This is a genomic window from Pseudoalteromonas sp. DY56-GL79, assembly GCF_041414765.1.
GTDB classification, from domain to species: Bacteria; Pseudomonadota; Gammaproteobacteria; order Enterobacterales; family Alteromonadaceae; genus Pseudoalteromonas; species Pseudoalteromonas piscicida.
Genome location: NZ_JANHZS010000008.1, coordinates 147,744 through 160,669, shown reverse-complemented (window position 1 = coordinate 160,669; position 12,926 = coordinate 147,744). Strand labels below are relative to the sequence as shown.

Genomic DNA, 12,926 nt, shown 5'->3' with positions numbered 1-12,926 from the left:
AAAGTATATTAGATTTGAAATACAAAGAAGGCGTTAGTGCCTCTTTTATTGGTTAGTCACTTTGCAGCGCTTCGATTGGGTCTAGCTTTGAAGCCTTAATGGCTGGATATACCCCAAATGTTAAACCGACTAAAGCACAAATACTAAAAGATAGGAAAATAGCACTTAGAGACCAAGACACCGCCCAATTTGAGTAAAATGCAATTATCTCTGAAAGTAAAATACCAAACACCACACCGAGTAGTCCGCCTAATATCGAGATGGTAAAGCTCTCTGTAATAAACTGGACTTGAATATTTTTCCGAGTGGCGCCTATTGCGCGTAATAAGCCAATTTCTTTGGTTCGTTCAAGTACGGTTGCGAGCATGATATTCATAATACCAATACCACCAACAAGGAGCGATATACCAGCAACGCAAGACATGACCATATTAAAAATAGCCTGTGTTTGTTTTTGCTGAGCAAGCAAAGCTGCGGGAATGGTTAGCCTATAGTCATCAATATCGCTATGGCGATTGGTTAATATGTTAGTGATAGCTTGAGATGCCAAAATTGGACTCTGAGATTTGTCGATGGCAAGTTTTAGTTCGGTAACCTCTGGCTCAAGTAGTCCTTTATTAAAGCGATGGATGGCGGTTGTTAGCGGAACAAAAATACGGCTTTGTTCACCACCTAGAGCAACGCCTTGAAACTCCTTTTTGTTCAGGTGCGGTGCTTGCAAAATGCCAACAACCTCAAACCATAAATGGTTAATTTTTACTTGTTGCCCAACAGCGCTCCCGAGGGGAAAGAGGGTTTTTGCGGTATTTGCGCCGAGTAATGCAACCTGCCTATATTCCTTGCTATCTTCAGTATTTAGTAGGCGACCAGCCGCGAGTTCATAATGCGCTAGGCTAAAATAGTTTGCTGTTACGCCTGCGGCTTCGCCTTCAAAGCTGCCGAATTCGCTAAATATCTGGTAGGTATCCACCAGTCGCTCAGCCGAAAAGTCGGTCACAAATGGCAGGGCGTCGACAATCACTTGGCCGTCTAATAGATTAAGACCTTGCGAGTGTTTTCGTTGTTCTTTTAGGTCATTCTCTTCAATGTCTTTGGCGCTGACAATAACATTATTGATCCCCATAGAATCGATCATTTTGAGCGCTTCGCGTTCTGCACCTTCACCGATGTTTAACATAGCAATAACGGCACCCACACCAAAAATCATCCCGAGCAAGGTCAATAGTGTTCTGAGCTTATGTTGCTTTAATTGCACAATGGCGTCGGTAAATAAATCTAAATATTTCATTACAGTTCCTTATTCGCGACGAGTGCAATTTGTTGCTTGGGAGACAAGCCTGCCAATACTTCAGTATGGCTTAGGTTGCTTTGGCCTAATTCCACTTTTACGCGTTTAAACTGGCTACCGTCTTTAACTTGAACAAAAAATGCGTTGTTATCATTGATCACGCTATGTTTAGGCACGAGTAACGCTTGTTTATTTTCTTGGACAAATACCGTAGCGAGTACTTTGTTGCCCGGCTTGAAATGGGCTGGAGTCTCATCAAGGCTCGCAATGATCTCATAGTATTTTTGTGGATCTCCACGACGAATAGATTGTGGGTAAGGTGATACTTTTGTGATTTTACCATCAAAGCGCTCATCGCTATTGGAGAGCAGGGTAAACTCAACCTTTTGGCCAATCGCAAGGCCAAGCGCTTCTTTTTCATGAACGAAAAGCTTAGCTTGCAGGGATGAAATATCTGGTAACCCCCCGATCTTTTGCCCAGGCCATAGCGCTTGGCCTGATTTGGGTTTTTCGCCACGCCAATCGGCACTGAGGGTAAGTAAGCCATCGTGTGGCGCGATGACTTCAAGACCTTCTAAGTTTGCGTTGTACATCGCAATTTTGCTTTCATGCTGTTTTGATTGCAGTTTTAACAGTTCCATTTCTCCAAGAGCTGAAGATGAAAACTGCTCTGTCTGCCAGCCAAAATAAGCCTCTTTTGCATTGAGATACTCAACATTTTGCATCTGATCTAAAATGTCGAGTTTTGAGCGGATCCGTTCATCGTCAACTGAAAAGGTTTCGGCAAAGTGTTTCTCTTCACTGACGATAACCTTGTCGCTGTCCAAATGGGACTTTCTCGTGGTTAAATCACTATCGGTGACTGTGATATCTTGTGCGACTTTGCCTTTGTCGAATTCACTAAAGCGTTTTCGTCTTTCTAATTGGCTGCCATCGAATCGTGCAATAACATCGCCTTTTTTCACCTGAGTGTACTCAGGCATGATCCATGCGAGCGTCTGAGCCCCTCTTGCTGAGGTTGGGGCGGATATGACAGTTTCACTTGCGGCTTGTAATTCTCCCTCTGCATCCACAGTAATCGAAAATGGCTTTGACTCTACGGTATATAGGAGTTGCGCTGGCTGCTCAGGTGCTTCTTGGCAGCCAAGTAACCATAGTGAGACAATAACTGCGAGTAATGTTTTTCTCATAGCTTTACCTCCACGCCTTGACTAATTCCAGAAGAAATCACGGCAAGTGTCGGTGTGGTATAAGAGACGGTGACTTCTTTCTCTCCGCTGTTTGTGTTTACAAGCACTTTACCCGCACTTTGTTTTAAGGCGCTCAATGGCACAGTTAAAGCGTTATCAAGTTGTGCTGTCATTATTTCTACACGAGCGCTCAAGCCTGGCCGCAGCTTTTCGGGATCGACTTTGTCCAGCTCAATAATAGCATCAACAATGCGGCTTTTATCTTGATGCGACTTTTCTCTAAAAGCTTTTCCTATTTCAACGAGTGTTCCGCCGATAACATAACCGTCGGCGCTGTCTATGGTAACTTTGACCTTTTGCCCCAATGTAATCCGTCCAAAATCGGCTTCTTTAATTTGTGCTTTTACTTGCATTTGCTCAATAACTGATAGCTCAACAACAGGTTGACCAAATTGCATGGACTCGCCAACACTGGGCTTTTCACCTTCCCAGTTTGCTCGATATGCAACTAACCCATCCATTGGCGCTTTTACTTGTAAACGCTCTATATCACGTTTTAGCTCTTTTACTTCAGCATCCGTTCGTGCAACCTTGCTTCTTGCCATTTGGATACTCAGCTCTTTGTTGTTTAGGTGAAAGGCGAGTTTACTGCGGGCAAGCTCTAAATCATTGGTTGCAATGATGAAATCGATTTGCGCCTTTTTTCGGTCGTTGTCTGAGCGTGAGTTATCTATGATCTCTGCGCGGCGTTTTGCCTTATCGAAGTTCATTTGCGCTTCAGCGAGTGCGAGTTTGTATTCTTCTTCTTGCTTCTCGACTTGAGCTTGTTTATTTTCTAGCTCTTTTTGCGCTTGACTTAGCTTCGAATTATATTCCATCAAGCGATCTCTAACGGTTTGATCGTCAAATGAAACAACAATTTGGCCTTTTTGAACCGTGGTATTTTCAGGCATTAACTGTTTTATTTTGTATTGCCACATACGCTTGATTGAAGGAGGGGCTATCAACGCTCGGCTTTTTGATTCCAATTCACCATTCGCTTCTACTGTGATAGTGATTGGCTGTGCCTTAACGATATGTATATCGCTGGGGGCCTGACTGCAGCCTAGTAAATAGAGTGGAATGATGACTGCCAGTAACTTAACTTTCATTTTTCTCTCCTGGCAAAGTTATGCTTCCGCTCATGCCCGGTAGTAGTGGCAAATCGGTGTTGAATGTGAACTTAGCTCGGTAATACATGCCTTGGCCCCAGTCTTGGCGCTTTTCTGGTTGTGTTGATAGCTCAGTGAGCGTACTAGGCGTTGATGAGGAGCGAAAGGCGTCAAATTTTAAATCGGCAGTTTGACCCTCCTTAATACCAATAGCATCTACTTCATGGATCCATGCTTCTAAATACAGACCTGCTGTAGAAGGGATTTCTGCTACTTTCCAACCCGGTTGTACTGTTGCACCAGCAAACAACTTGTTGCCATTCCAAGGGTGATCCGTATACAGAATTGGGCCGCTGTTACTAGCCGTTAGACTCATTTTTTCCAGTTGTTCTTGGTTGTGCGTGAGACTCGCTTCTAACCGCCTTATCTCCAGTTGCTGTTTCCGAGTATTTGCTTTTGCTTCAGTCTCAGCCTTGCTTAAACTGATTTCAGCTTTATGGTTTTCGATAATCGCTTTTTCTAATGTCAGCTGGTGTTGCTCGTAGTCGTAGGTGCTGATATTGGCTTTTGGCACGCTTGCATCTATTTTGGCTCTTTCGACGAGCAAAATGGTTTTTTTCAACTGAAACTGAGCTTCGAGTATCTTTTGGGCGCCGTCTTGCTCAATTCGTTTGTACTCATCTTTTGCAGCATCGAGCGCCACTTTATCTTGGTCGATTGAGGTCGCGATAGAGCCGGAATCATAGACGACGACGATGTCACCCTCATTAGCAACTTCACCCTCGGGCAGCATCCATTGAATTTGAATTTTCCACGAGTCGCTCATTGGTGCATGAAAGACCTGAGTTTCACCTGCTTTAATAAGACCCGAGACGATAATTGGTTTGGCAAAAGCCTGCAAAGAGGTGAGTAGGGCGATGCTTATAATATAGCTGCGCATTGGCTATCCTCCACTTTCTCACCATCTTTCATTCTGATGATACGCTCGGCATATGCTGCAATATCGTCTTCATGCGTTACCATTACGATGGTGTGGCCTTGTTGGTGTAGCTGACATAGTAATTCCATGATCTCATGCGAGGTTTTACTATCTAAGTTACCAGTTGGTTCATCGGCAAAAATGACTTTTGGCTCATTAATGAGTGCCCGTGCAATGGCAACACGTTGGCGTTGTCCGCCAGACATTTCGAAGGGTTTGTGATGTGCTCTGCTATCAAGACCTACTTTTTTTAGCATGGCAAGTCCGCGACTTTTTGCCTCTGATGGAGAAGTCTCGGTATACCTTAGCGGTAAGATGACATTTTCCAGCGCGGTCAGGCGAGTAAGTAGGTGGAATGTTTGAAAGATAAAGCCAATTTTTTGATTTCTAATTTGTGATAAGGCCTCATCTTCAACGGCCTGAATTTCTTGATTAGCAAGATAGTAAGAGCCGGAGGTTGGAGAGTCTAAGCAGCCAAGTATATTCATTAATGTAGACTTTCCAGAGCCAGAAGACCCCATTACTGCGACAAATTCACCTTCCATTACTTCTAGAGAAACTGATTTTAGTGCATGCACTTGTGTCTCTCCGCTTCCGTATACTCGGCTTAAGTTTTCGACCCGAATCATTGTAGATTATAATCCCTTGTTTTTTATTATATTTTATTTTTGGTTTAGAGGTGTTTAACCTTGTACCTAAATTTGAGTGTAACTGTTGTGCAGGATAGAGTAAACCGAGAAGGTATTAGACGAAAAGCGAATAAGGTAAAAAGTTGTTTCTGAATACTGAGGATTACTGAAAGTGCCTAACAAAATTGGCTGCTAGGCACTTTGTTCGCAAGGTTATACCAATTTGCTTAATTAGGCTCTACCCAAAACGCTCCAACCTCTTTTTTAACCACTTTGACTTGTGTTCCTGCTGTAATAGGTTGTTTACTTTTTAGTTGCCACGCAATACCAGAATAGGTATGAAAAATACGACTATCTGCATTCAAATCCTTTTCTAGCGTAAAGGTAAGCTCAGCAAAATCACTGGTTACTTCTTTATTGTCGGTGACGTCTTGCATGCGTCTTAGTGGCTTCCATAAAAACACAGCCAGTAATGTCGTGACTAACGCATTAAACCAAAGTGCGGTCAGCCAAGTTTGGTCGAGCATACCTGCGTACATTAGGCCGCCGCTGATCACCAGCGACAAACCTAAAAAAAACAGTACAAAGGTCGCAAAACCAAGCACCGCAACCTCAACAATTAGGCAAGCAATTCCTAGTACTACTAAGGTTTGTGCTAAATGCTCAAGTAAAAAGGCCATAGGCGTTACCCTTGCTTTTTATTTAATGTATTAATAATAGACATGCCTTGTGCCACAAGCGAACTTGCATCTGTGCCATTGTCTGGTAGTAATACCACAGAAGATTCTTTGGCTATTGCTTCTTTTGCTGCAATGGCTTTTGTTGCTAAGTCAAGCTGAATAGCTTTTTGACCTTCTTCGGTATTTGCAGCTTCACCGACTTTACGAAGGGCTTCGGCTTGTGCGTCTGCAACGGCAATAATCGCTTTCGCTTCACCTTCAGCTCTTAGGATCTGCTCTGCTTTTTCGGCTTCAGCTGCAAGCACTTGTGCTTGCTTTTTACCTTCCGCGACATTGATTGCGGCTTGACGGTCACCCTCCGACTCTAATATTTGAGCTCGTTTCACACGCTCAGCCTTCATTTGTGCTTCCATTGCTTCCATTACTGAGTTTGGTGGCACAATGTCTTTAATCTCGTAGCGCAGTACTTGAATGCCCCACGGATCAGAAGCTGAGTTGATCGCAGCGACGATGTTGGTATTAAGTAAATCTCGCTCTTCAAAGGTCTTATCCAACTCCATTTTTCCCAGTTCGCTACGCATGGTGGTTTGCGCGAGCTGAGTTACCGCGAAGATATAATCGTCAACACCGTAAGTCGCTTTATACGGATCTAAAACTCTAAAATAAAGTACACCATCAACAATCAATGAAATATTGTCTTTGGTTATGGCTGACTGAGATGGCACATCAACGGCTTGCTCCTTTAAGCTTCTATCGGAGGCTACGCGGTCGATAAATGGCAGAATAAAGTTAAGGCCAGCTTCTTTAGTGGACTGATATTTACCGAAGCGTTCAATAATCCACGCACGGTTCTGCGGGACAAATTTGATACTCCCTTTTAGTACCACAATAACGAAAATCAATAAAAACGCTTGAATGGTAAAAAGGTAATCAAAAATAAGTGTGACTGGATCCATGTTAGCTCTCCTACTACATAAGAATTGTTCGCATCAAATGCATGTTCCCAATATAGATGAATGATTTGTGAATTACCATTGGTAAATTTACTTTATGCTTGAGAGTGTCGGGTTTGTATTGTTGAAGGCTGTAAGGTAAAAACTACCACCCCCCAAATCTTGGCCAAAACTCGATGTCATCATGACTTAACACATGATAGCCCGAGTGCTGAGCGGCTGTTGCACATGCATGATTTGGTAAAATACGTAGTAGGTCACCATGTTTCATGTCTGGTAAGGTAAAGCCCGGTTCACATTCAATAACGCCATGTTCTTGATTTGCTGAGGTTACTTTGAGGCCAGGCAGCAAATTACCCGCTTGGTCACAGACGAGGCCATAGCCGCAATCAAACGCTTGACTCGCGGTACCTCTGTCTCTTGAAAGCGCCATCCAGCCTGCATCTATAAAGAGCTTATTTTCACTACGTTTGATACCAGTGACACGCGTTAGCACGCTTAGTGCAATATCTTCGATGTCACATATGCCGACACCAGCCATCACAAGGTCGAAGAATGTATAGACCCCAGCTCGCACTTCAGTGATCCCATCGAGGTTTTGCGTTGACAGTGCCGTTGGGGTAGAGCCAATACTCAGCACTGTTGTGGTGATCCCAGCCTCTTCCAGCATGGATGCAGCAGTCACAACGGCTAAGCGCTCTTTCTCAGCAAACTGTATTAGTTGCTCAGCTGTGCTACACGCGTATGAGCCACCGGCATGCGTTAGTAAACCCCGATATAAACCACTGCTTTCCAGTATGGTTGCGATGGTCACGATTTCTTTGTTTTTAGGGTGCAGTCCTGCGCGATGTCCGTCGCAGTCTATTTCTATCAAGCAAGGAATCGTGCACTCATTTTCCGAGCAAAATTGAGAGACAAGCATGGCTTGTTCCATACTGTCTAGCAGTATGGTTAGATTGACACCTTGGTTGATTAGGGCAAGAACGCGTTGTAGCTTATCTTCTGTGATCCCTACCGCATAGGTGATATTGGTGTAACCTTGTGCTGCAAATGTTTCTGCCTCTTTTAGAGTGGAAACCGTACATCCCGTTTGTTTGTCGGCCAAAATATAGCTAGCGGCCGCAATGGATTTTACCGTTTTTAAATGTGGGCGAAGGGCCACATTAAAAGCATCAAGATGCTTTTCCATACGCGAAAGGTTATGTAAAAAAGCAATTTTATCAACAACTAAACATGGTGTTTGTAAAGATCCTAATGTCGTAAACATAGCTCAATCATACTCCTATGAGTTCTATTTCCTGTCGATTGCTTGGGGACCAGACGCGTTCACAAGCGTGTGTTTTGTTAAGCCAAATAAAGTCTGTATGTTCATCATCAGCAAGTACCACACTGATCCCTGACGGTACTTGGATACTAAAAACATGTTCAGTGTTTATGGTAACACCCGGCTCATACCGATGGCGCCACTGCGGTCTTATAGTGTATTGATTCGTTTTATTATGCGAGTGGATGGTGATCCCAAGCGCCGCGGCGTCAATACCGGTCTCTTCTTTTAACTCTCGATACGCGGTAGTGATTGGAGTTTCACCGAGCTCTACTCCCCCAGTGACTGATTGCCAAAAGTGTTTATCGTCTGCTCTTTGCAATAGCAAAAACTCATTATGCTCGTTGTATATTACGACCAATACCGAAACGGGTTTACGTAGTGCCGACATGGATTACATCAAATCAGGAACATGTGCTTTGAGTTTAACCAGTTGAGTTGCACTCGGCAATTGGTATAAAGCGTAGATGGCGAATTTTGGACAAAAAAAAGCAGGCCATCTGGCCTGCATAAAAACTCCAATAGCAACAAGCTGTGCCAAGGAAATCCCAATAATGCCAACATCCCAGTCGGCAAGCTCTACTTCTCGGGAGTTCAATTGTGACTTTAGGCACGCCTAGATACGCAGGTAAAAAGGTGCAGCCCCAAAGGAACGAGACTAATGCTAATGTAATGTTTAGTACTTGTAAACTAAAAATTGAAAAAAATAGTTTAAACGGATTTTTTTTGCTCACTGTGAAATATAAAGCTTCTAAAATGATGGAATTACAACCGGTGTAACTATTTGTTATTTATCTGGTTGATAAGTTTTGTACCTTTAATGGTCTGGTGGTTGTTGCAATTTTGTATCCATTCTGTATGTTAATGAGTTGTACAACATGTAACCTAGGAAAGGAAAAATGAAATTAACATCAGCAATTATCGCAACGTCATTATTGGCAACCAGTGTCGCAGTAAACGCGGCTATACCTTATAAAAATGAACAGTATCAATTTACTCAACCAAGTGGTGAGGTGATCACTCTTATTCTTAATGGTAATACGTACTTTGCACAGCAGCGTACCCCTGACGGCGATCTTGTGGTGTATGATGCCTCGCTCAAAGGCATGGCTTACGCACAGGTGTCAGTCGATGGGGAGCAGCTTATATCAACAGGTAAGCTTGTGACCAAACGCAGTAAGCGGGGCATGCAACGTCACTCAGTAGATGCTATGCAGCAAGGGTTATCCTCTACTGCTATTGCAAAAAAGGTAAAAGCAGCGCAGCAGGTAATGCTGGGTCAAAACCAAACACCAGTCGACTTGATACATACGCATCAGTTTGAGCGTAGTGATAATGCAATGGCGTTGAATGCTGAGATCAGCGGTCAAGTAAAAGGGTTAACTATCATCATTGATTTCCCTGATGAGCGCGGCACTATCACAAAAGCGCAAGTTGAGCGTTTTTTAAATGACCAAAATTACACTGAATTTGGTAACGCGCAGTCAGTAAGAGGGTATTTTTCGTCGGTCTCTGGAGGCAAGCTTGATTATACCAATACAGTAACGGCTTATTACACCGCAAAGAAAAACAAAGCGTATTATGCGGATAGCGCATTAAGCTCAACAGTACGCTCGCAAGAACTCATAAAAGAAGCGCTAAATTGGCTTGAATTTCAACAGGGATTTGATTTTAGTTCGCTTACTACAAATAGTAGTGGGCAGATCCGTGGGTTAAATATTTTTTATGCTGGCAACTCTGATAGTGCATGGTCTAAAGGTCTGTGGCCACATATGGCAAGACTCAGTCCTCGTTTTTGTGCTGACAGCGTGTGTACCGATCGCTATCAAATCACTGATATGGGAAATAGCCTTGCAATTGGCACCTTTGTACATGAGTCTGGTCACTTAATCACAAATTGGCCTGATCTTTATGATTATGACGGAAGCTCAGAGGGCTCAGTCGCAAGTTTTGGCGTTATGGGGTTTGGCGCGATTGGTGCTTCCAACCGTTTTAAGCCGACGCCACCTGTCGCACACTTCAGGGCCATAGCTGGTTGGGATACGGTAACTGAACTTAATCCAGCCGTAAATGCCAATGCCCCAACGGGAAGGCTCAGTCATATTTCGGGCGCTAATAGCTCATATAAATGGACCAACCCAAGCAATACAAATGAAGCATTTTACATTGAGGCTATTCATCAATCGGGACAAAACTCAGAGCAACTCGATTCAGGTTTGGCTATTTGGCACGTTGATTCTGCTGGCAATAACTCGAATGAATGGTATCCATATATCCAAATGGAGCATGGTGATGCCAAACGAGATCCTGAAAATGGTCGCAACCGTGGGGATAATGGCGATTTATTTGATGTGGCAGGAGAGTTTAGTGCCACACTGCCGAATGCGTTGAGTAGCAAAGGGACGAATGCCCTATGGTGGAATGGAAGCGACTCAGGTTTGTCCATCAGCAATATTTCTGATCCCGCTGCAGAGATCCAATTTACCGTAAGCGGTAGTACAACCCCACCACCAGCGGGAGATGTTTACACAGGATACTTAGCAGCCAAGCAACAAGCCATACAACCTGACGGCAGTTGGTTTCAGTACAGCGGTGGCACAATAGCACTTACTTTAGAGGGACCAGCGAACGCAGACTTCGACTTGAAACTCGAAGCTTGGCAAGGTGGTACATGGCAACAAGTTGCTATTTCGGAGACGCCAACCTCACAAGAGTCAATTAACTATACGGCAAATTCAGGTTATTACCGCATTTTGGTTTACTCATATAGCGGTGCGGGTGACTACCGTCTAACGTTACAGAAGTAGTTATCCAAAGCACTGGTTAGTCAATATAATTGATATAATGCCAAGTCGCGTTGCTTGTGTGGTAGGCGCGCGGCTTGTTTTGGTGCGTATGTTAGAACGCCAAACTCCACTTTCTTATCTATAATTCATACTTTATTACCAAAACTATGATAATAATGCAGTCATGCATATTGTTTGTTACGGAATAGCTTATGAACTTTTTTCGAAAGCCAAATCAAGAAGTTGAAAATTTGACCGCTGAACTCAACCGTGCGCGGGCATTACTTTCTGCGATTGATGAAGCGGTCGCAAAAATTGAATTTACACCCGATGGTCAAATAGCAGCAGTCAATCGACATTTTCTTGCTGTTGTGGGTTACACCGAGGCTGAAGTGATAGGACAGCACCATCGTATTTTTTGCCACAAGGACTACGTAAATTCTTCGGAATATCGAAGTTTCTGGGCAAGCCTTCAACGTGGCCAAGCTCAGTTTGGTAATTTTGAGCGCTTTACCAAAAAAGGTGACGTGGTTTGGCTTGACGCTACCTATTTTCCGGTTGAAGAAAATGGCAAAGTCACCCGTATTGTTAAAATTGCGAATGACATCACAGCAGAAAAACTCACCATAACGGCACAAGAAGCGATAGCTAACGCACTCAATAAATCCATGGCAACCATAGAGTTTACACCTGAGGGCGTTATTTTAGATGCGAATCCAAATTTCACCGCAACTGTGGGCTATAAACTCAGTGAGATTAAAGGTCAGCATCATCGAATTTTCTGTGACGATAGCTTTTATAAAGAGCAGCCACATTTTTGGCAAGAGCTGGCAAAAGGCCAGCATAAAAGTGGTCGCTTTCATCGCTTAGGTAAACATGGCGAAGATATTTGGATTGAAGCAACGTATAACCCTATTTTTGATGAACATGGCAAAGTCGTTAAAGTGATAAAGTTTGCAACAAATATCACGGCGCGGGTGCAAAAAGCGCATCGAGTCGCACAAGCTGCCGAAGTTGCGCAGGTGACATCTGAGCAAACCGAGCAAATAGCGGCCCGTGCGAGTTTGCTGTTGCAAGAGTCTGTTAGTACCTCAGGGCTTATTTCTAATCAAGTGCAAAGTGCAATGGCCGCAATAGCGCAGCTTAATGAACAGTCAAAAGGGATTTCGGCAATTGTGTCTACCATCAGCGCGATTGCGGAGCAGACCAATTTGTTAGCTCTTAATGCAGCGATAGAAGCCGCCAGAGCGGGCGAGCAAGGAAGAGGGTTTGCGGTGGTAGCCGATGAAGTAAGAAGCTTAGCAGCACGTACTTCGCAGTCGACTAACGAAATCAATGATGTGGTCAATCAGAACGAAGTGTTAACTAAAGAAGCCACCGCACTGATGAATACAGTGTCTGAAAGCACTGAGCTTGGTCTTGCACAAATCGATGAGGTGAATAAAGTGATGAATGAAATAAAGCAAGGCGCAGAAAACCTCACAAATACGGTTAAAGGATTGTCAGAATAACCTAAAGATCGCCGCGTAAAGCGGCTCCCACCAAGAGCTTGAATGTGGTGTAGGAGTGGGTTCACCCCGCGCTCTTTTCTCTACTGATCGCCGCGTAAAGCGGCTCCCACCAAGAGCTTGAATGTGGTGTAGGAGCGGGTTCACCCCGCGAGCTTTTCCCCCATAATCGCGCGTAAAGCACCCCCCACCAAGAGCTTGAATGTGGTGTAGGAGCGGGTTCACCCCGCGAGCTTTTCCCTAATAATCGGCTCGTAAAGCACCTCTCACCGAGGGCTCGAATGTGGTGTAGGAGCGGATTCACCCCGCGATCATTTCATCAAAATCGCCGCATAAAGCGGCTCCCACCCAGAGCTTGAATATGGTGTAAGAGCGGATTCACCCCGCGATCATTTCATCAAAATCGCCGCGTCAAGCACCTCCCACCAAGAGCCTGAA

General features: G+C 44.1%; 11 protein-coding genes. 2 read left to right on the top strand and 9 right to left on the bottom strand.

From position 1 onward, the window contains the following. Nucleotides 1-52: 52 nt before the first annotated feature. From NO992_RS07755 to nudB, 9 genes are all read right to left on the bottom strand, one after another. The gene (locus tag NO992_RS07755; protein WP_010377904.1) at nt 53-1,288 is read right to left on the bottom strand and encodes an ABC transporter permease; all 1,236 of its coding nucleotides are present in this window, start codon (nt 1,286-1,288) and stop codon (nt 53-55) included. After that, a complete protein-coding gene (locus NO992_RS07750; RefSeq protein ID WP_371375843.1) occupies nt 1,288-2,478 on the bottom strand; it encodes an efflux RND transporter periplasmic adaptor subunit in 1,191 nt (396 codons plus the stop codon). The genes NO992_RS07755 and NO992_RS07750 overlap by 1 nt, the downstream gene beginning before the upstream one ends. Beyond that, the gene (locus tag NO992_RS07745) at nt 2,475-3,629 is read right to left on the bottom strand and encodes an efflux RND transporter periplasmic adaptor subunit (protein ID WP_371375840.1); all 1,155 of its coding nucleotides are present in this window, start codon (nt 3,627-3,629) and stop codon (nt 2,475-2,477) included. Before NO992_RS07745 ends, NO992_RS07750 begins: the two co-directional genes overlap by 4 nt. Continuing rightward, nucleotides 3,619-4,569: an HlyD family secretion protein gene (locus tag NO992_RS07740; RefSeq protein WP_371375837.1), complete on the bottom strand. Its 951-nt coding sequence runs from the start codon at nt 4,567-4,569 to the stop codon at nt 3,619-3,621. Before NO992_RS07740 ends, NO992_RS07745 begins: the two co-directional genes overlap by 11 nt. Further along, nucleotides 4,551-5,237 (bottom strand): ABC transporter ATP-binding protein, encoded by a 687-nt coding sequence (locus tag NO992_RS07735; RefSeq protein ID WP_010377912.1) that lies wholly within the window; start codon nt 5,235-5,237, stop codon nt 4,551-4,553. The genes NO992_RS07740 and NO992_RS07735 overlap by 19 nt, the downstream gene beginning before the upstream one ends. Before the next feature lie 227 nt (nt 5,238-5,464). Further along, the gene (locus tag NO992_RS07730) at nt 5,465-5,917 is read right to left on the bottom strand and encodes an NfeD family protein (RefSeq protein ID WP_017218224.1); all 453 of its coding nucleotides are present in this window, start codon (nt 5,915-5,917) and stop codon (nt 5,465-5,467) included. Between the two features lie 5 nt (nt 5,918-5,922). Next, nucleotides 5,923-6,873, bottom strand: coding sequence for an SPFH domain-containing protein (locus NO992_RS07725; protein WP_010377916.1), 951 nt, complete (start codon nt 6,871-6,873; stop codon nt 5,923-5,925). 142 nt (nt 6,874-7,015) lie between these two features. Next, entirely contained in the window at nt 7,016-8,137 is a 1,122-nt protein-coding gene (locus NO992_RS07720; protein ID WP_371375832.1) for an alanine racemase, read from the bottom strand. A 7-nt stretch (nt 8,138-8,144) separates the two neighbouring features. After that, on the bottom strand, nt 8,145-8,585 hold the full coding sequence (gene nudB / locus NO992_RS07715) for a dihydroneopterin triphosphate diphosphatase (protein ID WP_017218220.1): 441 nt from the start codon (nt 8,583-8,585) through the stop codon (nt 8,145-8,147). Between the two features lie 508 nt (nt 8,586-9,093). On the opposite strand from nudB, the gene NO992_RS07710 reads away from it, so the two are divergent. Together NO992_RS07710 and NO992_RS07705 are read left to right on the top strand one after the other, a co-directional pair. Next, a complete protein-coding gene (locus tag NO992_RS07710; RefSeq protein ID WP_371375829.1) occupies nt 9,094-11,001 on the top strand; it encodes a M6 family metalloprotease domain-containing protein in 1,908 nt (635 codons plus the stop codon). Between the two features lie 191 nt (nt 11,002-11,192). Next, nucleotides 11,193-12,491 (top strand): methyl-accepting chemotaxis protein, encoded by a 1,299-nt coding sequence (locus NO992_RS07705; RefSeq protein WP_371375826.1) that lies wholly within the window; start codon nt 11,193-11,195, stop codon nt 12,489-12,491. Nucleotides 12,492-12,926 lie beyond the last annotated feature (435 nt).